The sequence below is a fragment of the Lachnospira multipara ATCC 19207 genome, from assembly GCF_000424105.1.
GTDB classification, from domain to species: Bacteria; Bacillota; Clostridia; order Lachnospirales; family Lachnospiraceae; genus Lachnospira; species Lachnospira multipara.
The window spans coordinates 59,302-83,316 of the sequence record NZ_AUJG01000014.1 but is presented as its reverse complement, the minus strand read 5'-3'; the positions used below and the strand labels follow the sequence as shown (position 1 = coordinate 83,316).

15 protein-coding genes, 15 tRNA genes and 1 rRNA gene are annotated in these 24,015 nt (G+C 38.1%); 29 read left to right on the top strand and 2 right to left on the bottom strand.

Going from position 1 to position 24,015, the window contains the following annotated elements:
- The 22 genes from G600_RS0110575 to G600_RS0110470 form a co-directional block, all read left to right on the top strand.
- A 23S ribosomal RNA gene (locus G600_RS0110575) occupies positions 1 to 164 on the top strand; the annotation flags it as partial.
- Positions 165 to 304: 140 nt separating this feature from the next.
- Positions 305 to 376: transfer RNA gene (locus tag G600_RS0110570), tRNA-Asn, on the top strand.
- Positions 377 to 415: 39 nt separating this feature from the next.
- A tRNA-Glu gene (locus G600_RS0110565) sits at positions 416 to 487 on the top strand.
- 29 nt (positions 488 to 516) lie between these two features.
- A tRNA-Thr gene (locus G600_RS0110560) sits at positions 517 to 588 on the top strand.
- A gap of 7 nt (positions 589 to 595) precedes the next feature.
- Positions 596 to 669, top strand: a tRNA-Ile gene (locus G600_RS0110555).
- Positions 670 to 702: 33 nt separating this feature from the next.
- A tRNA-Asp gene (locus tag G600_RS0110550) sits at positions 703 to 776 on the top strand.
- Between the two features lie 40 nt (positions 777 to 816).
- Positions 817 to 889, top strand: a tRNA-Val gene (locus G600_RS0110545).
- 32 nt (positions 890 to 921) lie between these two features.
- Positions 922 to 1,008, top strand: a tRNA-Leu gene (locus tag G600_RS0110540).
- 29 nt (positions 1,009 to 1,037) lie between these two features.
- Positions 1,038 to 1,111, top strand: a tRNA-Arg gene (locus tag G600_RS0110535).
- 268 nt (positions 1,112 to 1,379) lie between these two features.
- Positions 1,380 to 2,531 carry a THUMP domain-containing class I SAM-dependent RNA methyltransferase gene (locus G600_RS0110530; protein WP_027431898.1) on the top strand — a complete coding sequence of 384 codons (1,152 nt, stop codon included), beginning with the start codon at positions 1,380 to 1,382 and terminating at the stop codon, positions 2,529 to 2,531.
- A 122-nt stretch (positions 2,532 to 2,653) separates the two neighbouring features.
- The gene (locus G600_RS0110525) at positions 2,654 to 3,241 is read left to right on the top strand and encodes an XTP/dITP diphosphatase (protein ID WP_027431897.1); all 588 of its coding nucleotides are present in this window, start codon (positions 2,654 to 2,656) and stop codon (positions 3,239 to 3,241) included.
- On the top strand, positions 3,234 to 3,725 hold the full coding sequence (locus tag G600_RS0110520; RefSeq protein WP_034246276.1) for a metallophosphoesterase family protein: 492 nt from the start codon (positions 3,234 to 3,236) through the stop codon (positions 3,723 to 3,725). The genes G600_RS0110525 and G600_RS0110520 overlap by 8 nt, the downstream gene beginning before the upstream one ends.
- Before the next feature lie 223 nt (positions 3,726 to 3,948).
- Positions 3,949 to 4,023: transfer RNA gene (locus G600_RS0110515), tRNA-Pro, on the top strand.
- An 18-nt stretch (positions 4,024 to 4,041) separates the two neighbouring features.
- Positions 4,042 to 4,112, top strand: a tRNA-Gly gene (locus G600_RS0110510).
- Positions 4,113 to 4,116: 4 nt separating this feature from the next.
- Positions 4,117 to 4,190: transfer RNA gene (locus G600_RS0110505), tRNA-Arg, on the top strand.
- Between the two features lie 12 nt (positions 4,191 to 4,202).
- Positions 4,203 to 4,276: transfer RNA gene (locus tag G600_RS0110500), tRNA-His, on the top strand.
- A 109-nt stretch (positions 4,277 to 4,385) separates the two neighbouring features.
- Positions 4,386 to 4,457 (top strand) — tRNA-Gln (locus tag G600_RS0110495).
- A gap of 30 nt (positions 4,458 to 4,487) precedes the next feature.
- Positions 4,488 to 4,560 (top strand) — tRNA-Lys (locus G600_RS0110490).
- 146 nt (positions 4,561 to 4,706) lie between these two features.
- Positions 4,707 to 5,540, top strand: coding sequence for an Mrp/NBP35 family ATP-binding protein (locus G600_RS0110485; RefSeq protein ID WP_027431895.1), 834 nt, complete (start codon positions 4,707 to 4,709; stop codon positions 5,538 to 5,540).
- Between the two features lie 107 nt (positions 5,541 to 5,647).
- Positions 5,648 to 6,976, top strand: coding sequence for a glycosyltransferase family protein (locus G600_RS0110480; protein WP_027431894.1), 1,329 nt, complete (start codon positions 5,648 to 5,650; stop codon positions 6,974 to 6,976).
- A 36-nt stretch (positions 6,977 to 7,012) separates the two neighbouring features.
- Positions 7,013 to 7,094, top strand: a tRNA-Leu gene (locus tag G600_RS0110475).
- Positions 7,095 to 7,269: 175 nt separating this feature from the next.
- Positions 7,270 to 8,154 carry an aldose 1-epimerase family protein gene (locus G600_RS0110470; RefSeq protein WP_027431893.1) on the top strand — a complete coding sequence of 295 codons (885 nt, stop codon included), beginning with the start codon at positions 7,270 to 7,272 and terminating at the stop codon, positions 8,152 to 8,154.
- A 3-nt stretch (positions 8,155 to 8,157) separates the two neighbouring features.
- On the opposite strand, the gene G600_RS0110465 is transcribed toward G600_RS0110470, so the two are convergent.
- The gene (locus G600_RS0110465) at positions 8,158 to 9,309 is read right to left on the bottom strand and encodes an MFS transporter (RefSeq protein WP_027431892.1); all 1,152 of its coding nucleotides are present in this window, start codon (positions 9,307 to 9,309) and stop codon (positions 8,158 to 8,160) included.
- Between the two features lie 322 nt (positions 9,310 to 9,631).
- On the opposite strand from G600_RS0110465, the gene G600_RS15990 reads away from it, so the two are divergent.
- From G600_RS15990 to G600_RS15200, 7 genes are all read left to right on the top strand, one after another.
- Positions 9,632 to 11,191 carry a right-handed parallel beta-helix repeat-containing protein gene (locus G600_RS15990; RefSeq protein ID WP_027431891.1) on the top strand — a complete coding sequence of 520 codons (1,560 nt, stop codon included), beginning with the start codon at positions 9,632 to 9,634 and terminating at the stop codon, positions 11,189 to 11,191.
- A 412-nt stretch (positions 11,192 to 11,603) separates the two neighbouring features.
- Positions 11,604 to 12,938 (top strand): type I glutamate--ammonia ligase, encoded by a 1,335-nt coding sequence (gene glnA / locus G600_RS0110455; RefSeq protein ID WP_027431890.1) that lies wholly within the window; start codon positions 11,604 to 11,606, stop codon positions 12,936 to 12,938.
- 14 nt (positions 12,939 to 12,952) lie between these two features.
- Complete coding sequence (locus G600_RS0110450; RefSeq protein ID WP_027431889.1) at positions 12,953 to 13,504, top strand: ANTAR domain-containing response regulator; 552 nt, start codon at positions 12,953 to 12,955, stop codon at positions 13,502 to 13,504.
- A gap of 155 nt (positions 13,505 to 13,659) precedes the next feature.
- Positions 13,660 to 14,532 (top strand): diaminopimelate epimerase, encoded by an 873-nt coding sequence (gene dapF, locus G600_RS0110445; protein WP_027431888.1) that lies wholly within the window; start codon positions 13,660 to 13,662, stop codon positions 14,530 to 14,532.
- Between the two features lie 15 nt (positions 14,533 to 14,547).
- On the top strand, positions 14,548 to 15,180 hold the full coding sequence (locus G600_RS0110440) for a cyclodeaminase/cyclohydrolase family protein (protein WP_027431887.1): 633 nt from the start codon (positions 14,548 to 14,550) through the stop codon (positions 15,178 to 15,180).
- Between the two features lie 9 nt (positions 15,181 to 15,189).
- The gene (locus G600_RS0110435; RefSeq protein WP_027431886.1) at positions 15,190 to 16,032 is read left to right on the top strand and encodes a bifunctional 5,10-methylenetetrahydrofolate dehydrogenase/5,10-methenyltetrahydrofolate cyclohydrolase; all 843 of its coding nucleotides are present in this window, start codon (positions 15,190 to 15,192) and stop codon (positions 16,030 to 16,032) included.
- A gap of 297 nt (positions 16,033 to 16,329) precedes the next feature.
- On the top strand, positions 16,330 to 22,281 hold the full coding sequence (locus tag G600_RS15200; protein WP_051195484.1) for an Ig-like domain-containing protein: 5,952 nt from the start codon (positions 16,330 to 16,332) through the stop codon (positions 22,279 to 22,281).
- 147 nt (positions 22,282 to 22,428) lie between these two features.
- Here the strand turns inward: G600_RS15200 and glpK are convergent, their stop codons facing one another.
- The gene (gene glpK, locus G600_RS0110420; RefSeq protein ID WP_027431885.1) at positions 22,429 to 23,934 is read right to left on the bottom strand and encodes a glycerol kinase GlpK; all 1,506 of its coding nucleotides are present in this window, start codon (positions 23,932 to 23,934) and stop codon (positions 22,429 to 22,431) included.
- Positions 23,935 to 24,015 lie beyond the last annotated feature (81 nt).

The window sequence follows — 24,015 nt, the reverse complement described above, 5'->3', positions numbered from 1 at the left end:
CGGGATAAACGCTGAAGGCATCTAAGCGTGAAGCCCCCCTCAAGATGAGATATCCCATACGAATGTAGTAAGACCCCTTGAAGACGACGAGGTTGATAGGCAAAAGGTGGAAGCGTGGTGACATGTGGAGCTGATTTGTACTAATAGGTCGAGGGCTTAACCAAGTAAAGGTTAAGGTTTGGATAGAGAGTGAGAAATCACTGAACAAAACGAGGGTTATTCTTTAAGGATAATCAAACGGATGATATATTTAATGTGCAGTTTTGAAAGAGCAATCTTTCAGGCATTATCGATAAGATAATATTCCTCGATAGCTCAATGGTAGAGCACTCGGCTGTTAACCGAGTTGTTGTAGGTTCGAGCCCTACTCGGGGAGCTGTGATAGGAATATCACTATTTGTATGAATACAAATAAGGCGCCATGGTCAAGCGGTTAAGACACCACCCTTTCACGGTGGTATCAGGGGTTCAAATCCCCTTGGCGTCATAGAGTAGAGCAAATGCGTAGATTTTCATGCCGACATGGCTCAATGGCAGAGCAGCTGATTTGTAATCAGCAGGTTGTTGGTTCGACTCCGACTGTCGGCTCTTATTTGGACCTTTAGCTCAGTTGGTTAGAGCAACCGGCTCATAACCGGTCGGTCCTGGGTTCGAGTCCCCGAAGGTCCATTTGTTCTACTCGTTTTTTTAAAAAATTATTATGGCCTGGTGGCTCAGCTGGTTAGAGCGCCGCCCTGTCACGGCGGAGGTCGTGGGTTCGAACCCCATCCGGGTCGTTTACAATTAAATATTGTAAAGTAAACAATGTTTACATATGGGGTCTTAGCTCAGCTGGGAGAGCATCTGCCTTACAAGCAGAGGGTCACAGGTTCGAGCCCTGTAGGCCCCATTTAAGTCTTAAAAGGGCTAAAAACCACACATGCCGGTGTGGCGGAACTGGCAGACGCACAGGACTTAAAATCCTGCGGGACTTATACTCCCATACGGGTTCGATTCCCGTTGCCGGCACTTAAACATCTTTGATGTTTACTTTATATGTACGTGTAGCTCAGCTGGATAGAGCGTCTGGCTACGGACCAGAAGGTCGCGAGTTCGAATCTTGTCACGTACATTGACCTTGCAAACTTTCTTTGCAAGGTTTTTTTATTATCATGAATTATACAAATTCTTACATTTTAATACTAATTCCAAACATAAACTGGTTAAGACCTAGAGCTATCAGCATGATTATTCATGTTAGTAAAATCCAGATAATCTAGCATTGGACTTTAGTAAAATTGACATTGAATTCCATAGGAATTAATATAAGTGTATGTGCATTTAAAAATAAAAGCACAGTGTATATGTATAATTCACTAAGAAATATTTTGGAGTAAGTTATGAATACATTTGAATTGATTGCGCCATGTCACTTTGGACTTGAGGCGGTATTAAAAAGAGAAATATACGATTTAGGTTATGACATCTCACAGGTTGAAGATGGTAAGGTAACCTTTATTGGCGATGCTGAAGCTATTGCTAGAGCTAATATTAATCTTAGAACAACTGAGAGAATTCTTCTTAAGGTAGGCCAGTTTAAGGCTACTACATTTACAGAATTATTCGATCAGACAAAGGAATTACCATGGGAAGAGTTTATTCCTAAGAATGGTAAATTCTGGGTAACAAAGGCTAATTCAGTTAACAGTAAGCTTTTTAGTAGCTCAGATATTCAGTCCATTGTTAAAAAGGCTATTGTAGACCGTTTAAAGGACAAATATAGCGTTAATTGGTTTGATGAAGATGGCGAGAGCTATCCAATTAGAGTAACAATTATGAAGGATATGGTAACACTTGCATTAGATACAACAGGCGTTTCTCTTCATAAAAGAGGTTATCGTCCGGTAGCTGGTAAAGCTCCTATTTCAGAGACACTTGCAGCTGCGTTAATTATGTTAACTCCATGGAAGAAGGATAGAATTTTAGTTGATCCATTCTGCGGTAGTGGTACATTTGCAATAGAAGCAGCTATGATGGCGGCTAATATTGCTCCCGGCGTAGAGAGAAACTTCCAGGCTGAGAAGTGGACTAACTTCATTGATAAGTCCCTTTGGAAGGATGCTAGAGAAGAGGCAAGAGACCTTGAAGAATTAGATGTTGAGACTGAAATTCAGGCTTATGACATTGATGAAGAGGTAATTAAGAAGGCGAGAATCAACGCTAAAAGAGCTGGCGTTGATCATTTGATACATTTTCAAAATCGAGGCGTGGAGGAGTTAAGCCACCACAAGAAGTACGGCTTTATCATCACTAATCCACCTTATGGCGAGCGATTAGAGGATAAGGAGACACTTCCTAAGATTTACTCTGATTTTGGACGTCAGGCAGCATTACTCGATACTTGGTCAGTTTACATGATCACATCTTACGAGGATGCGCAGAAATATTATGGCAAGAAGGCAGATAAGAATAGAAAAATCTATAACGGCATGTTAAAGACATATTTTTACTCATATATCGGACCAAAGCCACCAAAAAAGACAGACAAATAACTATAGTATGAGCATATTTACAATACTTATATCATCTATCTGACGAGTAAAAAAAATAAATATCTTTCTGAGTGCAACCGCAAATAATAAATTGCGCTCAAAATAAATTAGGGGAGGCAAAAATGTCAGAAATTATATTAGCTTCTAACAACAAAGATAAGGTAAAAGAAGTAAAGCAGATTCTATGCGACTACGACATCATTTCACTTAAAGATGCCGGAATTGATGTGGATGTTGAGGAAAATGGCACTACATTTGAAGAAAACGCACTTATAAAGGCAAGAGCTATTGCTAAGATTACAGGAAAGATGACAATGGCAGATGACTCTGGACTTGAAATTGACTATTTAGATAAGGCTCCAGGAGTATACTCAGCAAGATTTATGGGTCATGACACAAGTTATGATATTAAAAATAAGGCTTTAATTGAGAAGTTAGAGGGCGTTGAAGGACAGGATAGATCATGCCGTTTCGTATGCGCCATTGCAGTAGTTTTCCCAGACGGTAGAGAATTAGTAAAGAGAGGCACAATGGAAGGCCTTTTAGCTAAGGAAATATCAGGGGAGAATGGATTTGGTTATGATCCAATCGTATTTTTACCAGAATATGGTAAGACATCAGCTTCTCTAAGCCCAGAGGAGAAGAACAGGATCAGTCACAGAGGTAAGGCATTAGCACTAATTAAAGAGGAGCTTAAGAATTATGCATAGAATTATGATTGTAAGTGATACTCATCGTAAAGAGGCTAATTTAGCCCAGGCGCTTCATAACGAGGGCCAAATCGATAAGTTGATACATTTAGGGGATTTTGAAGGCGAAGAGGACGTTATAGAGGCTATGGCAGGCTGTGAGACTATCATGGTGCCAGGAAATAACGATTTTAGTTCTAATATGCCTGCAGAACAGGAAATTACTATTGCTGGAAAGAAGATTTTACTTACACATGGACACTATTATTATGTTTCTCTTGATTTGCAGACTCTAAGAGAGGAATGTAAGGCTAGAGATATAGATATTGTCATGTTTGGACATACTCATAGACCACTTATTCAGGAGGAGAAGGATATTACCTTTATTAACCCTGGAAGTATTAGTTATCCTCGTCAAGAGAGCAGAAAATGCACCTATATTATGATGGAATTCGAAGATTTTGAAAAAAATTGCAAAATAGACTTTACAATTAAGGAAATATAGTGTATAGTTAATAACTGTTGTGACTGCCACGACAAAGCGGCTGGGAGGCAAGCATCTGGTATAGTTGCAACAGTTTGAGAATATAGATTCCATCAGTGTTTGAAGGCAATCGAGTTTCTCAAAAAGAGTTGAAAAAAAGTCAAAAAAACACTTGACAATAACAACTCACTGATGTAAAATACATCTTGTTGTTGCGACACATCAACAACAAAGACAAACACCTCGGGGTGTGGCTCAGCTTGGCTAGAGCGCTTGATTTGGGATCAAGAGGTCGCAGGTTCGAATCCTGTCACCCCGACTTACAACTAAATAATCTGCGGGTGTAGTTCAATGGTAGAACACTAGCCTTCCAAGCTAGATACGTGGGTTCGATTCCCATCACCCGCTTCGTGTGTCCGTAGCTCAGTTGGATAGAGCAACGGCCTTCTAAGCCGTGGGTCGAGGGTTCGAATCCCCCCGGGCACACTTATTTTTATGGTGGGTATAGCACAGCTGGTCAGCGCGTCAGATTGTGGCTCTGAAGGTCCAGGGTTCGAATCCCTGTACCCACCCTTTTTTTATTTAAGGGACTTGATAACGCTTGTTATTTCGGGGGATTATTTAGTTTGACGATATACGCGGAAGCGGATGATATATACTAAACTGATTATTCAGTTATATTGGGCTATCGCCAAGCGGTAAGGCACAGGGTTTTGATCCCTGCATTCGCTGGTTCGAATCCAGCTAGCCCAGTTGGATTAGCGATAATCCTGAAATCACTTTGGGTTCATAGCTCAGTTGGTAGAGCACTAGACTTTTAATCTAGGTGTCGCGGGTTCGATCCCCGCTGGACTCATAATTAAAGCCAGAAGATTTAATCTTCTGGCTTTTTTTTACCCTTTCTTTAAAGACAAGTTTCTTAAATTTGCATTTATATAAATTCCATTATTCTAATCCATGTTGTATAATATCAATTGAGTAAATAATTCGGAGGAAGACTCGATGAGCGAAGAATACAGAAATGAAACAAATAACGCTAAGTCTATTAGCGACTTAAAGCCACCAGTTAAGGAAGAGCCAAAGAAGGCTAATAATTATGATGGTGTTAAGAAAGTAATTGCAGTAGTTAGTGGTAAGGGTGGCGTTGGTAAGTCACTTGTTACTTCTATGCTTTCAGTAAAGTCAAGACAGGCTGGCTTAAGCACAGCTATTTTAGATGCTGATATTACAGGCCCTTCAATTCCAAGATCTTTTGGTGTTAAGGATAGAGCTATGACAGATGAGGCTGGTACAGTTATTTACCCAGCTATTACAAGTACAGGTATTAAGATGATGTCTCTTAACCTTTTAATGGATAATGAGACAGATCCAGTTATTTGGAGAGGTCCAGTTATTGCTAATGCAGTAAAGCAGTTCTGGGAAGAGGTTTTATGGGAAGACGTTGACTTAATGTTTGTAGACTGTCCTCCAGGAACAGGTGACGTTCCACTTACAATTTTCCAGACATTACCAGTTGCAGGTATTGTAGTTGTAACATCTCCTCAGGATCTAGTTTCTATGATAGTTGAGAAGGCTGTTAAGATGGCTAAGATGATGAAGGTTCCAGTACTTGGTATCGTTGAAAATATGTCATATTTTGAATGCCCTGACTGCGGCAAGAAGCATTACATCTATGGTGAAAGTCATATCGATGAAATCGCAAAGGATCTTGATATTAAGACAGTTGCAAAGCTTCCAATTAAGCCAGAAGTTGCAGCAATGGTTGATTCAGGTAGAGCAGAAGATATTGATGTATCTGCCCTTAATGATATTTTCGAGGCAATTAAAGAAGCGTAAAAGTTAGAAAGAATCTAAATAGAAAAATGTAATTATAGATTATCTAAATATAGATAATCTAATTAGTTAGATACATAAGCATGTAATTAGTGATTTTGGGGGATAGCATGAAATTAATTATGTTTATGGGTGGAGTTGAAACTCTAGAATATTTTTCAATGGAGATAGCAAGATATTTAGAAGAAAAAGGCTATGAAATCTTTTGGTATAATCTTTTGGTCGGAGCAAGTGAAGTCTCTAGGCTAAAGGGATTTTTTGATGCCAATAAAAGTGAGGATTTCATAGCCTTTACTTTTAATCATGAGGGAATTGCTGGGGAAGAAGGCTTGTATTTTCTTGATAGTGAATCGGTGAAGAATACTGAAACTGAGTGTGGACAAGCAGATTGTAAGGACAGCTTAAACAGCCAGAAGCTAGCTTCAAACCCTAAGCTAACTAATATCTGGGATAATTACCATGTTAAGGTTATTAATATGGTGGTGGATCACCCACTTTACTATCACAAGTATCATAAGTACTTACCAAAGAACTATCATCAGATAAATATTGATAAAAATCATTTTGAATATATGCGACATTTTTATCCTGAAATAAAGAATGTTAGCTTTCTTATGACGGCTGGAATGGAGCTAAATAAAGATAGGGATATTTTGCCGGATAGGCCTTATTTATTCATGGATGAGAGAAAATATGACATTGTCTTTACAGGCAACTTCACTCCGAAATACATTTTGCAAAAGTCTATTGAAAAAATGGGACAGGACTACATAGACTTTTATGAGAGTGTCCTTACGAGAATGATAAAGGAACCGAAAGAAACAATTGAAAAAATCGGACAAGAGGCCTTAATTAAGGAGATAGAAGGCATAACAGAGGCAGAGATAAGAGAGGCTATGCAGACCATGTCCTATGTGGATTTGGCGGTGCGTTTTCACTATAGGGAGCTAATGATAAGGGCACTAACAGACCTTGGCTTTAAGCTTACACTTGTGGGGGAGGGCTTTGAGTATATGAAGCTAAAGCATCCTGAGAATTTAAACATGCTTGGCAGTGGTAATACGAAGAAGTGTCTTGATAGCATAAGTCAGGCAAAGATTTCCCTAAATGTCATGCCTTGGTTTAAGGCGGGGGCTCATGATAGGATTTTTACATCTATGCTTAATGGGGCAGTGTTACTTACAGATAGCAGCACATTTTTAGATAAGGAAATTCTAACGGAGGAGAACTGCATAAGATATAGTCTTGAGCTTTTAAGAGATTATGAGGCATCAGGCTTTGATTTAGGCCTAATAGAGGACTTTGGGGTGAAATTAAGGAATTTGTTAGAGGATAAGGAAAAGCTATCTAAAATGGCAAATAGCGCCTATATTTTTGCAAAAAACGGACATACATGGGAAGATAGAGCAAAGATAATAGAAAAGCTTTTTTATACTTGACGTACGCTTAAAAACATGATAATATATTGAATGTTCGCGGATATGGCGGAACTGGCAGACGCGCTAGATTTAGGTTCTAGTGGGGTACCCCGTGCAGGTTCGATTCCTGTTATCCGCATAGATTTAAGAGAGTCTTTTAAAGGCTCTCTTTTTTATTTTACTTAAGAAGTTCGATTTAAGAATCTAGACTTGGCTTTATTGAAAATAATAAGGACTTTGTTTATAATTAAACAATGTCAAAATAAATCAATGAACATTGGAAATAAAAAGATGATTTGAATTGGAGGTTTAATATGGAGTTTTTTATAGAAAATGATGAATTAAAGCTTACAGTTAATTCAAAGGGCTGTGAGATTAAATCAGTTAAGTCTGTTAAGACAGGGGAAGAATATATGTGGTCGGCTAATCCAGAGGCTTGGAAGAGAACTGCCCCAATCCTTTTCCCGATTGTAGGTAAATATGCTGATAATGAAAGCGTTTACGAGGGCAAGACTTATACTATGACTCAGCATGGCTTTGCAAGAGATAAGGAATTTACACTTGTGGAAAATGCTAATCAGAAGCTTGTAATGAAGTTAGAGTCGGATGAGGAAACTAAGGCAAAGTATCCTTTTGATTTTGAGCTTTATGTGGAATATGATTTGGCTGAAAATGCAGTTACAAAGAAGATTAAGGTTGTAAATAAGGATACTAAGACAATGTATTTTAGCCTTGGTGGTCATCCAGCCTTTGTTTGCCCGGATTTAAAGGAATCTCAGGCAGGGGTTAAGATTTGTTTTGAGAAGATATCAGATGAAGCTAAGGGAATCAGCTATAAGTTATTAAGCGAGAATGGCTTATTAGTTGACGAGGAATATAAGCTTCCTTTAAATGAGAATAGTGAATTTGAAGTTGATAAGACTTTCTTTGATAAGGATGCTTTAATCCTTGAGAATAAGCAGGCTAGCAAGATTTCTCTTGATTATAAGGGCAGAAAGTACGTAACCGTAGAGTTTGATGCCCCAGTATTTGGCCTTTGGTCAGCAGCAAAGAAAGACGTTCCATTTATCTGTATTGAGCCTTGGTATGGTAGAACAGATAAAGAAGGCTTTAATAAAGACTTAACTAAGCGTGAATGGGGCAATGAACTCGCAGTAGGACAGGAGTTTAATGCCAGCTATAAAGTAAGCTTTAATTAGAGATTAAGTTAGTTTTTTAGTAATTCTAATTAAGATAAGTAAGGCTATTAGTGATATTAGGAAAAATGCAGCAAGAACCAGAATAGCAATTCTTAGGTTATACTGCCCACCGACAAAGCCTGTAAGGGCTGTAAAACAGACACCACCAATTCCTGTGGCAGTTGTTATCATTCCTGTGGCTGTGGCCTTTTTTGAGCCAGCTAGCGGCATGGCTATATTTAAGACACTAGGATAGATTGCGCCTGATGCAAAGCCTAGTGGTATGCACAAAAGTAAGATTCCAATAGGGTTAATTAAGTTGGTTATAAGTAAAATTATGGTTGGAATGGAAATTATACAGATAAGTAAAATTATTTTTGAATATTTTCCAAGATAACCAACTAATACTCTTGCAGGAATCATAATAATCCAGAATAAACTTAAAGCGTATTTGCCTAGGTTAGAGTTTAATTCCTGGGCAAATAGGCTATCTATAAAGAAAGCGAATCCATTTTCAAAACCAACATAGATACACATAATAACACATAGACATATAATGGCCAAAATAATGAAGTTTCCGCCGTTTTCCCCTTCTAAATCCGGATTAACGACTGTTTCCTTTTGGTAGTTATTAGACTTGGTTAGTCCTAAAAATGCAAAAACTGTGGCAAGGGCAATAAGAAGGAATAAGGTTTTCCAGCTTAGTCCAATTTTTAGATAAACACTAACAATTAAAGGTGCAATGAAAGCACCAAAGGCATACATAGAGGTTAAAAAGCCGATTTTTTGGTTATAGGATAGGGGATAGGAATCAGCTAGGGCAGCAATAGTAATAAACTGAAGGGCGCTTGTACTAAGGCCAAGAAAGAAAACGCCAACTATAAATACGCTTCTTAGATTAATTAGAGTAATTAAGCTAGCTGCTAGAATTTGAATAAAAAGGATTATTTTTAGGCAGTTGATTTTGTTGTTTCTATCAGCCCAAGCACCTAAAAATAAAGGCGCAAGCATAGTGGCAAAAAGCTCAACTGAGGCAAAAAGTCCCTTAGATGTATTAGAAAGATCGTAATCTTTGCCTATATTTAATAAGCTTGCTTGATATCCTCCAGCCTCAAAACCGTTTATAAGTATTATTAAAAAGAAGGCTAGCCATAAGAAATCGTGTTTTTTAATCATTAAAATTCCCCCTAATCTAAATGAATTTCCTAATCTTAAATGAATCCCCTAATTTCATTTCCCTATTTTTATTCCTATAAATGTTCCATATAGTAACAATATACTATTATAGATAATTATACTATATTAATAAAAGATAAAAATGAAGAATAAGTCCTATAGACAAAACAAGCAATTATGCTTTTTGCACAAATAAAATGTGAAAATTTTGTGAATTCTCGTGACTATTAAACAGAACATATTTGTGTTAAATTAACCTATGTTCACTACTAATAGCGAAGGTTTAAAGTAGCATTAATAAGTCGTTTTGGGAGGTATTAATATGAGAAAGGCAAGAAGATTTTTATCACTTGTTTTAGCGCTTGTTTTAGTTACAGGAGCAAGCTTAATGTTGATGGTATCTAATGTTTCTGCAGCATCAACATCATGGAACTTCAAGAATAGTTCATTTAAGAATCTTGGAACAATTAATAGTACAGTGTCAGTTGATGGACTTACACTTATTGCAACAAGTTCTAAGACAATGTCTGTTAAGGCAGAGAATGCAACAGTAGACGGTACAGCATATACATATTGCTTAGCTCTAGGGGGAACTGGCGATAAGAATGGTCGTGCTGTAAAGGTTCCAGTAACAAAGAACAGCACAATTAAGGTAGTTCTTAGAAGTAGCGGAAGCTCAACAAGAACTCTTACAGTTGCTAATTCTAACGGTAACACAATAAGCACAATGTCAGCTGCTTCAACAGCTAGCCAGCAGACATATACATATACAGGTGCTGATGGATACATTTATCTTTATTCTAAGAACAGCGGAATCAACATCTACAAGATTCAGGTAGACCAGGCATCAGGTTCATCAAGCTCAGGTTCATCAAGCTCAGGTTCATCAAGCTCTGGATCATCTAGTTCAGGTTCTTCTAGCTCATCTGGTTCAAGCTCATCAAGCTCAGGTTCTAGCTCATCTACAACAGGCAGCACAATAACTGTTAAGAACGGCGGAACAAGCTTAGAGTCAGCTATTAAGAGCGCTAAGAAGGGTACAACAATCGTTATCGATGGTACAGTTAAGTCAGGTGCAATCACACTTCCAGCTGGTGTTAACATCTCTGGTAAGAATAATGCAACAATCGACTTCTCTAGCACATCAGGTTCATCTGGTCGTGGTATTACAATCAGTGGTAATGGTAGTACAATTGAAAATGTAACAATTAAGAACGCTGCTGATAATGGTATTTATATTACAGGTTCTAACAATACATTTAAGTATGTAACAACATGCTACAACGATGATGCTGGTTTTCAGGTATCAAACGGTGGCGCTTACAACAAGTTCTACAACTGTAACTCACATCACAATGCAGATGCAAAGGGTGAGAACGCTGATGGATTTGCTGTAAAGCTTCATTCAGGTGAAGGTAACTATTTTGAAAATTGTATCGCTGAATACAATTCAGATGATGGTTGGGATTGCTACGCAGCTCATGGTGCAGTTCAGTTCAAGAATTGCCAGGCTAACTACAACGGTTACTGTGATGGTATTTACGGTGATGGTAATGGTTTCAAGCTTGGTGGTGTTGATAACAAGACTGAAGGCAAGGCAGCACATTTAGACCCACTAAATCACTACCTTGAAGGTTGTAAGGCAATCGGTAACTACGCATCAGGTTTTGATAGAAACAACCAGAACGGTGTTGTTACAATGAAGAATTGCTACGCAGAAGCTAACAAGAAGTACAACTATAATTGGCCATTAAAGGGTAAGCCATCTGCACTTGGTTATGAAGTAACATTTGGCAAGGCAGTTATTCAGGATTGTACATCTAAGAATGGTAAGAATAAGATCGATGGTGCAACACTTAAGGGAACTTGCACAGGATTTTAAGATACATAATAATTGTCTATAGTTAAATAAGATAAAAGCGAATTATAATGCTACTTTGGCGCCGTGAGAGAAATCTTGCGGCGCATTCCTTATTTTGGGACTACAATACATTGTAAAGCGGACATTCGGAATCCGCTTCGCTACTTCCTCATGAACGCAGTGGCACTTTGTGCCACTTGTCAGAAGGGGCTTTAACCCCTTCTGACATTAGTAAGCTTTATACCCCGCTTAAAGCTTACGCTTTTGAAGCGGGGGATTGCTTACACTGCGTTCAAAACCTTACAAACTAGCCCTAGATAGGGGAAAATTCTTAAATTTAGAAAGTTAAATAGTATATACAAGAAATGAATAAATGATGTATATTAATATATGTGTGTATTAAAATTTAAGCTTTTTAAAGGAGGATGAATACATGAGTAAATATACTAGAGAAGATATATTTAGAATGGTAGAAGAAGAGGACGTTGAATTTATTAGATTGCAGTTTACAGACATTTTTGGTGCTTTGAAAAATGTAGCAATCACCTCAAGTCAGTTAGAGAAGGCTCTAGACAATCAATGCATGTTTGATGGTTCTTCAGTAGAAGGCTTTGTAAGAATAGAAGAATCGGATATGTTTTTATATCCAGATTATGACACATTTGAAATATTCCCATGGAGACCACAGCAGGGTAAGGTTGCCCGTTTGATTTGTGATGTTTATATGCCAGATGGCACACCATTTGAGGGAAATGTGCGTTACATATTAAAGAAGGTAATTAAAGAGGCTGACGAGATGGGACTTAAGTTTGATGTTGGTCCTGAACTTGAATTCTTCCTTTTCCAGACAGACGAGGACGGAAACCCTATTATTAATAATTATGAGAGAGCTAGCTATTTTGATATCGGTCCTACAGATTTAGGGGAAAATGTTAGACGAGATATGGTACTTAATCTAGAAGAGATGGGCTTTGAGATTGAGGCCTCACATCATGAAATAGCTCCAGCTCAGCACGAGATAGATTTTAAATATGATGAAGCCCTAAAGACAGCAGATGCTATTATGACTTTTAAGCTAGCAGTTAAGACAATTGCTAGAAGACATGGACTTTATGCAACCTTTATGCCAAAGCCACAGGAAGGAATCAATGGTTCAGGAATGCATATTAATATGTCTCTTGCCACAAAGGATGGCAAGAACATTTTTGCAGATGATACTGATCCTAATGGCTTATCAAAGGAAGCCTATCACTTTATTGCAGGTATTTTAAAGCATGCAAAGGGAATGGCAGCTATTACAAATCCTATAGTTAATTCCTATAAGAGATTAGTGCCAGGTTACGAGGCACCAGTTTATATTGCTTGGTCTTCAACTAATAGAAGTCCACTTATTAGAATTCCTGCAGTTAATGGAAGCGGCACAAGAGTTGAGCTTAGAAACCCAGATCCAGCAGCTAATCCATATCTTGTAATTGCTTGTTGCCTTGCAGCAGGACTTGATGGAATCAAGAATAAGCTAGAGGTTCCAAAGGGGGTTGGTAGAAACCTTTACGAGATGACAGAAGAAGAAAGAGCTAAGGAAGGCATTGATGAGCTTCCTGAAAATCTTTACGAAGCCCTTAAGTGCTTAAAGGAAGATAAGTTTATTTGTAGCGTTTTAGGTGAGCATATCACTAATAAATATATTGAAGCAAAATTATCAGAATGGAAGGCCTACAAGGAACAAGTTACTAAGTGGGAAGTTGATGAGTACCTTTATAAATACTAATTAAAGGAGAGTATATGGCTACAATAATAGTTGCATTTCCTAAGTTGGAAGAAGCAAGAGCCATCAGAAATCTTTTAATCAGAAAGGGCTTTGATGTAGCAATGCCCCTAACTAGTGGAGCCCAGGTTATAAACCAGGCGGACTCCCTTGCTAGTGGTATTATAGTGTGTGGTTATAAATTATCAGATAATATGGTCTATACAGACCTAAACGAATATAAGCCCAAAAGTTTTGAGATGCTACTTGTAACTTCTCAGAACCGATGGGAAGAATGCAGAGATAATAATATAGTCTGTCTTGGCACTCCTCTTAAGGCCAATGAACTGGTATCAACACTTGAGATGATGATACAGTCCCAGATTCGAACTAGAAAAAAGAAGAGGAGCACACCTACAAAACGTTCACCTGAGGAACAAAGAATAATTGATGATGCTAAGCATCTTCTAATGGAAAGAAATAATATGTCGGAACCAGAGGCATTTAGATATATACAAAAGTGTAGTATGGACAGTGGCAATTCTATGGTGGAATCCGCGAGAATGGTTATTGGTTTATATGAGGAATAGCAAAAGAATTTAGCTTGTTAAAGTATGGTCTAATTGATACAATAATTAGGGTTTAGCATTTTCTAAACCCAAGATATGTAGTAGGAAAATGTTTCTAGGTCGTTTTTTTACAAAAGGCCAAAAGATACATTTTCATAAAAAGAAAGAGGTAGTGTATGAAGTTTACAAAAATGCATGGTATAGGCAATGATTACGTTTACGTTGATTGCACAAAGACTGAGCTTGAGAACGCTAGTGAAATTGCAATTAAGGTAAGTGATAGACATTTTGGAATCGGTTCAGATGGACTTATACTTATAAAGAAGTCAGATAAGGCTGATTTTTATATGGAAATGTATAACGCAGACGGTTCACAGGGCAAGATGTGTGGTAACGGCATTAGATGTGTGGCAAAGTATGTTTGCGATAATAAGCTTACTGACAAGGATGAGTTTACAGTAGAGACTCTATCAGGAATTAAGATTTTAAAGGTTACTAAGGACGAGAAGGGATTAGTTAGCCTTGTTAAGGTAGATATGGGTGCTCCAATTCTTGAGGCAGCAGACATTCCTGTAGATGTTACTAATCTTAAGAACTACTCTAATAGAGAAGATAAGAGAGTTATTGATGAGACAATTGAAGTTGATGGTAAGGAATACAAGGTAACTTGTGTATCTATGGGTAACCCACATGCCATTGTTTATATTGATAACACAATTGATATTAAGGATTTCCCTCTTGAAGAAATCGGACCTAAGTTTGAATGTCATCCTGCATTCCCAGAAAAGGTTAACACAGAATTTATTCAGGTTGTGGATAATAAGAATTTAAATATGAGAGTTTGGGAGAGAGGTTCAGGCGAGACACTTGCTTGTGGAACAGGCGCTTGCGCTAGCTTAGTAGCTACCAACTTAAACGGTTTATGCGATAGTAATGCAACTCTTCACTTACTTGGTGGTGATCTTAACATCACATGGGATAAGGAAGCGAACACAATTATTATGCAGGGCCCTGCAACAACTGTATTTACTGGAGAAATTGAGGTCTAAGAAAGGGATAATAATATGGAAATGCAAACTATGGTAATAGATGACTTTATAAAGGAGCTATCTTCAAAGGCTTCTGTGCCAGGAGGCGGCGGAGCTTCGGGACTTGTGGCAGCTATTGGTATGAGCCTTGGAAACATGGTTTTAGCCTTAACTGATGGTAAGAAGAAGTATGCCCAGTATCAGGAAGAAGTAGAGGCGACTATTAAGGAAGCAGACGCACTAACTAAAGAGCTTCTTCTTTGTATGGATAAGGATGCTAAAGCCTTCGAACCCCTATCAAGGGCTTATGGTCTTAAGAAAGATACTCCAGAAGAGATAGAATATAGAGATAAGGTCATGGCAGAAGCCCTATTAGTTGCGACAAATGCACCACTTGATATGATGGAACTTATATTAAAGGCCATTAAGATGATTGAGCGAATTGCAGTAATTGGCTCTCGTCTAGCACTTAGTGACGCAGGTGTTGGAATTGCCATGTGTAAGGCAGCAATGGAAGGTGCCTCTTTAAATGTATTCATTAACACTAAGTTAATGAAGGATAGAGAACTTGCTAAGTCGCTTGATGCTAAGGCAGAAGGCTATTTAAAGGAAGCAAGAGAAATCGCTGATAAGACATTTGAAGAAGTAGTTAAGGCAATTAAGGGTTAGGAGATAGTTATGCAGGAATTAAGAGGAATTAATGTAGCTAATGCTATTAATGAGAAGATTTTAGAAGATGTTAAGGGCTTAAAGGGAGCAATCCCACACCTTGCAATTATTAGAGTTGGTGAGCGTCCAGATGATATGTCTTATGAGAGAGGCGCTACAAAGAAGATGGATAAGTTAGGCTTTAGAGTAACATCTTTTGTTTATCCTAATGAAATTACTAACGAAGAATTTCAGAAGGAATTTGATAAGATAAATGAAGATGAAGATATTGATGGCATCTTACTTCTTCGTCCCCTTCCAAAGCATTTAGATGAGAAGGCTATTGAGAATAAGATCAATCAGATGAAGGATTTAGATGGTATTTCTCCAGCAAATCTAGCTAAGGTATTTGCAGGAGATGACACAGGAATGGCACCATGTACAGCAGAGGCAGTAGTTGAGATGCTTGACTTTGCAGGCGTTGACTTAAAGGGTAAGAAGGTCACTATTATAGGAAGAAGCCTTGTAATTGGTAAGCCTGTGGCAATGCTTTTGCTTAAGAAAAATGCAACAATTACCATGACTCATACAAAGACCGTAGACATGCCAAAGACTTGTAGAGACTCTGAAGTCTTAGTGGCAGCAGCGGGTGTAGCTCGTATGGTAGATGAAAGCTATGTTGGAGATGGCGCTGTAGTTATTGATGTTGGTATCAATGTGGATAGCGAAGGCAATTTGTGTGGTGATGTGGATTTTGATAAGGTTAAGGAAAAGGCTTCAATCCTTACACCAGTGCCAGGTGGCGTAGGTTCAGTTACAACATCTGTACTTGCAAAGCATTTGTTAAAGGGTGCTTTCTTAAGAAGAGGCTAATATATTAATAAAAGGGAATTGCTTCACATTGTGGACAAGTCCCTTTTTTTAGTTTAAAATTATATTAAGAAAATTCGTGAAAAATTAAATAGATAATAATTCATAGTATCTAATAGTGTGAAAATTTTTTTGAAAAAATTTACGTTTTCTTCTAAAGATTTTTATTTAAAACACCGATATAGTACATAGATGATTAGTATAGTTGCGTAAAAAATATCTAGTATGGGGATAAATACTGGCTTTGCGCGATGTAGCTTATGAGAGAAGGGACTTAAACATAAGCAGGGGGACAACACTATGGAATTAATGAGAGCGGACAAAGGAAAGAGAAAAACTAAATTACGTCTTAGAAAAGATAGAGTTCTAGCTGTAATAAGCGTTATATTGGATATTGCCGTTTTGGTAAATTCAATATGGTTTATTGCGGCTTTTTTTAAAGCAGAAAATACAATTGCTACAACTGTAACTAACACCTTTACCATTGGTACAGGTAGCCTAGGCACTAGTGCCAATTCAAGAAATATTGCAGTAGATGCTAGTGGTACAGTTTATGTAGTTTATAATACAGGTTCAACGGTTTGTTTTAAGACAAGTGCAGATAGTTTTACAGAAGAACATCCTCTTATTACAAGCGCCACAGGTTCTCCAGAAATAGTTTATTATGCACCGGGAAACTGTATGTTAATTTCATGTACTAATGGGTCTTCTGCCCTTCTTTATTATGGAAGTGGAACAAGCTTTAGTAAGAGTACTGATAATAGTGGAATTACAACTACTGCTAATTCAGTTCATATGGCAATTTCAGGTGCCAATATTTATATGGTTGATAACACAGCACAGCATATTTGGGTGGCTACAACAGTTAGCTCTTATGGTGGTTACACAATTCAAGACAGCGTAACTGCAACTAATGCAGATATTGCAGCCACAGGTTCAACAGTTACTGTATCTGCGGAGGTTTCAGGATATCTAGCGGTTTATAGAAGTTCTGATGCTGGGGAAACATTTTCAGATTTAGAAATTACTGATACAGCGATAACAGGCCTATCTGTGGCAAATTATTCAGGAACTTCGTATATCTATGGAGATTCTGTAGGATATATTTTAGCTTCAAGTGGAACTAGCGTAACATCTATAGATGTAACTACATCTATTTCAGGAATGAGGTCTGCGATTTATTCAGGTAGCCTTTATCAAACTTATTCAACTGGAACAGTTTATGCAGTTAGTAGTGGAAATTCTACGGCTGTAGCAAGCGGAACTAATCCAAGTATTGCAGTCTCTAATGGAGTTGCTTATGTGGCTTATGTCTATGGTGGAGTGGTTTATGTATCAGAAGTTAGAGGCCTTGTATCAGGATATTATCTAACTTGCGACCCATCTATGGTTCAGTTCCTAATAGGTCAAGAGACTTCTATGCCAGTAGTATTAACTAATTCAACATCAAGTGCAATTACAATAAATTCGATTACAGTGCCATCAGGTTATACAATAACTTATGCTGGTTCAAGCATTACAGGTTCAGCTATATCAGCAGGAGATGATTTAGCCTTTAAGTTAGTGCCAGATGAAGCGGTAACGTCAAGCATGACAGGTTCTATAACGGTTGGCTATAGTTATGCAGGCTCTAGTTATAGTCTTGTTATCCCGGTTAATACTTATTCATCATCTACTATAGATGAGAATAAGGATAATCTAGAAACTCAGGCAAATATTACTTATGATGCCACAACTAATGGTGGTGCTACAGATGCCACAACAGCTACAGTGGATATAGGTGACTTAGCAGACCTAACACCATCTGCCGTTAGATCAGGTTGTAATTTCCTTGGTTGGAATACAAACGCTGCAGCTACAACAGCACTATCAAGCTTTATAGTTGCAAGAGATACCAGACTTTATGCAATCTTTTATGTACCTGTAACATCTATTACCCTTAGTAATTCTACTCTTTCTGTAGAGTCAGGAAGTACAGCCTCTCTTTCTGTTGCGGGTTATGAACCCTCAGATGCAACCCTTCAAACGGTATCTTGGACAAGTAGTGATACAAGTATTGCTACAGTCAATGACGAAGGTCTTATAACTGCGGTTTATCCAGGAACTGCAACAATTACTGCAACTGCTGATGGTGCAAATGAAGATTCACCAGTAACTGCTACTTGTATCGTAACAGTTACACCAAGATATTATACTTTAACTTATGATGCAGAAACTAATGGGGGCTTGCTAGAAAGTGGAGCAGCTACAAGTTCTGTATCAGTAACAGAAGCACAGACCATTAATCTATCAAATAGCGTTAAGGCACAGGATTATGTTTCCTCTGGAAATAACATGATTTTTATAGGCTGGAATACAGATAGATATGCTACTAGTGCTCTAGATAATCTTACCATTGTAGATAGTCTTGCTAATACTAGTGATGTAATTACTCTTTATGCTATTTATGAGAAAATGGCTGTAACAGTTTACGATGATGAAAATAATGTGGTTAGCGGTACAACTATGACAGTTGCAGAAAATCAGGTGATTGATCTTACCAGCGTAGTTTCACCAACTAGCCATGTACCAGAATATACCTTATCTTATACTAGCTCTAATACCAGCGCTGCAAAGATAAGTGATGGACAGTTGGTAATGCAGTCAGGTTCAGGAGGAACAACAGGGGTCTATATTACAGTGACTGCCACTCCAACAGATACAAGTTATAAAGAAGTATCTGCTAGAGTTAATTTAAATATAACAGGAGCACAGTGTATTATTACTTATGATGCACAAACTACAGGAGGTAGTGAGGCTACTGTTTCAGAAAGTCTTATTTATGGAGACGAAATAGATATATCAACATATAGTTATAAAGCAACAAGGACAGGTTATACTCACATAGGTTGGGCAGTTTCAACCACTGCAACCACTGGTATTACCGCTCCTTACTATGCTACAGGAAATGCTAAACTTTATGCTGTATTTGAGAAAATTAAGGTAAGTCTTGATAAGACAAGCCTTACAATAACGCAAGGAGATACAGCTACTCTTACAGCTACAGTAACACCATCTCAGACAAGTGATAAGTCTGTAACTTGGGTAAGTAGTAATGAAGCTGTTGCAACTGTTGATCAAAACGGTGTGGTTACAGCAGTAGCAGAAGGTAGTGCCTCAATTACTTGTACACCAACAGCAGGTACAGATGAAACCTCTTCTTGTACAGTAACTGTAGAGCCATTTAGATATACTCTTACCTACGATGCAAATGGTGGAGAGTCAAACATCACATCAGAAGAATTTGCAGCAGGAGATAACGTAGATTTAACAGCAACAGCAACAAAGGAAGGTGCTATCTTTAGAGGATGGGCAACCACAGCTACAGCAACAGAAGCTCTAGATAGTTTCATAATGCCAACAAGTTCTACAATTCTTTATGCAGTTTATGAAGAATATAAGGTAACTCTTGATAAGACTAGCATTACTTTCATGGAGGGAGAAAACTTAAACATTATTGCAAGCCTTAGTCCTACAGATGCTAATCCTTCAACGGTTCACTGGGAATCAGAAGATACAAGTATAGCAACAGTGGATGAAAATGGTAAAGTAACAGCAGTTCATCGAGGAGAAACAGTAGTTAATGCCATAGCAGATGTGGATGGAACTGTATTTGCCTCTTGCGCCATTATAGTAGAACCATTAGCCTACCTAGTAAGCTATAATGCAGGAAGTGGAACTACAGATGCTAGTGAAGAATATGTAGAGTATCAGACAGAAGCTAATCTTTCTTTTACTGCAGAAAGGGAACATTATAAATTTTTAGGATGGAATACAGATCCTTATTCATCAGTAGGCTTAACTAGTCTTTCTGTAACTAAGGCAGTAACCCTTTATGCAATATATCAGGCAATTGTGCCAACAGATATTAGTTTAGATAAAGATAGTCTGACTATGACAGTTAGAACTAATGAAACATTAACGGCAACTATAACTCCAACAGATGCTCTTGATACAGGGGTTCGTTGGTATTCAAGTAATGAAGAGGTTGCAACTGTTAGTTCAAGCGGAACTATCACAGCTATATCAAAGGGAACTGCAACTATTACAGCAGAGTCTAATGCAGTGGCAGGTCTTACAGCAACTTGTAGTTTAACTGTAGAGCCAGTTTATTATACAGTGACCTATGATGCTAAAACTAACGGCGGTGAGGCTGAATATGAAAGTCTAGAGGTAGAAGAGGGAACTTCAGCCCTAGTAAATGTAGTGGCATCTAAAACAGACTATGTCTTTGTAGGTTGGGCATTATCAGCTACGGCTAGCGAAGACGAGGTTTTAACAGAGTATATTCCAACAACAGATGTAACTTTGTATGCTATATTTACAGAATTAAAGATAGAACTTGACAAGACTTCAGAGACCATAATGGAAAGACAGACAATTACTATAACTCCAACAGTAACACCAACCTTTGTAGATGATAATACCGTCACTTGGACAAGCTCTAATACAAATGTAGCAACAGTGAACTCTAATGGTGTTGTTATTGGTGTATCAGAAGGTGCCTGTGTAATTACAGCTAAAGCTAATGCAGGAACTAATGTATATTCTCAGTGTGTAATCTTAGTAGAAGATGAAATGTATACAGTAACCTATGATGCAACGAGGAATGGTGGAACAAGCTATATTACCGAGGAAGATATATCTTACGGAGATGAGGCAGATTTAACAGTACCAGCCTATAAAGATAATTACTATCACATAGGTTGGAATACAGATCCAAATGCAACAGAAGCCCTAACTTCAGTAGTGATTTCAGGTCCAGTTACCCTCTATGCAATTTATGAGGTAAAGGTTCCAACAGCTATAGATTTAGGGGACGATATAAGTATTCAGATTGAAAGCGCAGATTATATTGACGCGACTATTACACCATCGGATTCTCTAGATACGAGTCTTACTTGGACAAGTAGTAATAAAGATGTGGCAAGGGTAGATGACCATGGTAGAGTTGAGGCACTTGCCCTTGGAACTACAGTAATTACAGCTACATCTAATGCAGATACAAGTGTTTCAGATACAATAACAGTAACGGTTATAAAGAAGCGTTTCACAGTAACCTATAATGCAGAGTTTAACGGTGGTACATCAGATACTAGCTCCCTTATAGCAATAGATGGGGAAAAAGCTGACCTAAGCGTTGAAGCTAGCCGATATGGGTACATTTTCCTAGGCTGGAACACTAATAGGGATGCAACTGAGGCCTTAACTTCCTTTACTGTTACTGAAAATGTAACTCTATATGCAATTTATAAAAAGATCGAGGGAAGTAATAAAGCAGAAGCTGTTATTGGTTCAGTAACAGATGGTGATTCAGACGTAGTGGTTACTAGCAGTTCTGATATGGGAATTGATAGATTAACTAATGAAGAGAAGGCTAACATTATTGCAGGTGCCCTTTCAGTTTCAGAGGTTTCAGAAGTTTATGCAGGTAATCTTGCAGCCGTAGTTGAGATTGTAATCTCACCAAATAATCAGAGTATTACAAGTACTGATAGCGTACTCTTACTCAATATGAGAGATTCTAATTACACTGAAAATATTCACTTCTTTAACACAGACGTATATAGAACTCTTAATTATACTAGCGGCACTACAGAGACCGAGGAATTAACAAGCCTTGATACTGCTATTAACCTTTGCTATACAATACCATCTGAAATTACGGTGGTTTCAAATAGAGGATTTAGAATTGTAGCTGCCCATGAGGATGATAATGGTAATAAATACGCTCAAAGCTATTCAGATACAGATAGTACTTATGGAACTGTGACAATTAGTATTGATAAGTTCTGTTTAATGGGACTTATTTATAGAGAAGATGCAGATACTTCAAGTACAGATTCCGGAGGTTCAAGTTCTGGTGACTCATCTTCAGGAGATTCAGGTTCAAGCACAGATTCCGGAGGCTCTAGCTCATCTGGCTCAGGCTCAAGTGGAACTAGTGGCTCTAGTAGCTCAGGCTCTTCTAGTTCAGGAAGTTCAGGCACAGCCTCAAAAACCTCAGGAGTTTCAGGAGTGCCATACGATGGAAATTCTGCCAATGCAAAATATGTAGTTGTTGGCCTAGCTACAACTCAAACTGGTGATAAGCCAAATACAGTTTGGTATATTACCCTTTGTATATCTGCAGTAATTACTAACCTAGCCCTAAAGAAGGAAATTGATAGGCGTAAACTAGAAAAGGCGGCAAGACTAAAGCTAAGGTCGTAAGTTAGCTAAAAGATAAAGATAATAAAAAATTTTATAAATGTAGGACAAAATAAGAATAAGCCAGCTAAACAAGTATTTCTTCGGAGCTTTTACCCCGAATAAATCTACAACGTTTAGCTGGCTTATTAATTGCTTATTATTTTTTATTTAGTCATTTTCTGCATCTTCTCCCCAGACTCTAGCACACTTAACAGCACGCTTCCAGCCGCGAAGAAGTTTCTCTCTTTTATTATCATCCATGTTAGATTTGAAATTCTTAGCAAGTTTCCAATTATTCTTAATATCTTCCTTATTTTTCCAATACTTTGTGGATAAACCAGCAAGATAAGCAGCACCAAGAGCTGTTGTTTCAATACAGCTTGGTCTGTGAACTTCAACTCCTAAGATATCTGCCTGAAACTGCATAAGGAAGTTGTTGGCAGCAGCGCCACCATCTACCTTTAAGGCCTTAAGAGAACAAGCACTGTCTTCCTTCATGGCCTCTAAGACATCTGCCACCTGATAGTCAATTGCCTCAAGAGTAGCCCTAATAAAATGTTCCTTCTGACAGCCTCTAGTAAGTCCCACGAAAGTACCTCTAGCATCAGAGTCCCAATAAGGAGCTCCAAGTCCTGTAAAGGCTGGCACAAAATACACTCCTTCACAGTCCTCAATAGCATCTGCATATTCCTCTGACTGGGCAGCAGTCTTAATCATACGAAGGCCATCACGTAGCCACTGAATTGCTGCACCGCCGATAAAAACTGAACCTTCAAGGGCATAATTTATTTCATCTGAAGTAGAAGCTGCAATAGTGGTAACTAGGCCATTTTTGGACTTAATTGCATTTTTACCAGTATTAAGTAAAAGGAAGCAGCCTGTACCGTAGGTGTTTTTTGCCTCCCCTTCTTCAAAACAGCACTGTCCAAAGAGGGCAGCTTGTTGATCACCTGCAATACCACAAATTGGCACCTCACCACCAAGAACCGTTGTATCTGTGTAGCCAAAAAGGTTACTACTTGGCATTACATTTGGCAAAATGCTTCTAGGAATCTTAAAGTAGTCAAGTAACTTTTCATCCCAATCTAGCTTGTGAATATCAAAAAGCATGGTTCTGCTTGCATTAGTGTAGTCCGTAGCGTGAACCCTTCCCTTAGTAAGATTCCAAACAAGCCATGTATCCACTGTTCCAAAGAGAAGTTTACCTGCATTAGCAAGCTCTCTTGCTGTAGGTACATTTTCTAAAATCCAAGCAATCTTAGAAGCGCTAAAATAAGCGTCTGGAATAAGGCCAGTAGTGTCTGTAACATAGTCAGATAGCCCGTCCTCCACCAGCTTATTAATAATTGGAGCGGTACGTCTGCACTGCCAAACAATGGCGTTATAAACAGGAATTCCCGTCTCCTTGTTCCAAAGAATTGTAGTCTCTCTCTGGTTTGTGATTCCAATGGAATCAATGTCTCTGTAGGATAGACCCGCCTTTAAAAGGGCCTCCATGGCCACACCTAACTGTGAGGACCAAATTTCCATAGGATTGTGTTCAATCCAACCTGGCTTTGGGTAAATTTGCTCAAACTCTTTTTGCTCTTTTGAAATAATATTACCTTGCTTGTCAAAGATAATACAGCGAGAACTAGTAGTTCCCTGGTCTAGAGCCATTACATAATCTCTCATAATCCCTCCCATTAGTAAAATTAATTCTAAATTTAATTTATCGTTTTCTTATATTTTTATTATTTTTCTTATGAAAATGTA

What these genes read in the sequence shown, in the direction of transcription:
- G600_RS0110530 (WP_027431898.1), top strand. Translation starts at nt 1,380, where the DNA reads ATGAATACATTTGAATTGATTGCGCCATGTCACTTTGGACTTGAGGCG.
- G600_RS0110525 (WP_027431897.1), top strand. Translation starts at nt 2,654, where the DNA reads ATGTCAGAAATTATATTAGCTTCTAACAACAAAGATAAGGTAAAAGAA.
- G600_RS0110520 (WP_034246276.1), top strand. Translation starts at nt 3,234, where the DNA reads ATGCATAGAATTATGATTGTAAGTGATACTCATCGTAAAGAGGCTAAT.
- G600_RS0110485 (WP_027431895.1), top strand. Translation starts at nt 4,707, where the DNA reads ATGAGCGAAGAATACAGAAATGAAACAAATAACGCTAAGTCTATTAGC.
- G600_RS0110480 (WP_027431894.1), top strand. Translation starts at nt 5,648, where the DNA reads ATGAAATTAATTATGTTTATGGGTGGAGTTGAAACTCTAGAATATTTT.
- G600_RS0110470 (WP_027431893.1), top strand. Translation starts at nt 7,270, where the DNA reads ATGGAGTTTTTTATAGAAAATGATGAATTAAAGCTTACAGTTAATTCA.
- G600_RS0110465 (WP_027431892.1), bottom strand. Translation starts at nt 9,309, where the DNA reads ATGATTAAAAAACACGATTTCTTATGGCTAGCCTTCTTTTTAATAATA.
- G600_RS15990 (WP_027431891.1), top strand. Translation starts at nt 9,632, where the DNA reads ATGAGAAAGGCAAGAAGATTTTTATCACTTGTTTTAGCGCTTGTTTTA.
- glnA (WP_027431890.1), top strand. Translation starts at nt 11,604, where the DNA reads ATGAGTAAATATACTAGAGAAGATATATTTAGAATGGTAGAAGAAGAG.
- G600_RS0110450 (WP_027431889.1), top strand. Translation starts at nt 12,953, where the DNA reads ATGGCTACAATAATAGTTGCATTTCCTAAGTTGGAAGAAGCAAGAGCC.
- dapF (WP_027431888.1), top strand. Translation starts at nt 13,660, where the DNA reads ATGAAGTTTACAAAAATGCATGGTATAGGCAATGATTACGTTTACGTT.
- G600_RS0110440 (WP_027431887.1), top strand. Translation starts at nt 14,548, where the DNA reads ATGGAAATGCAAACTATGGTAATAGATGACTTTATAAAGGAGCTATCT.
- G600_RS0110435 (WP_027431886.1), top strand. Translation starts at nt 15,190, where the DNA reads ATGCAGGAATTAAGAGGAATTAATGTAGCTAATGCTATTAATGAGAAG.
- G600_RS15200 (WP_051195484.1), top strand. Translation starts at nt 16,330, where the DNA reads ATGGAATTAATGAGAGCGGACAAAGGAAAGAGAAAAACTAAATTACGT.
- glpK (WP_027431885.1), bottom strand. Translation starts at nt 23,934, where the DNA reads ATGAGAGATTATGTAATGGCTCTAGACCAGGGAACTACTAGTTCTCGC.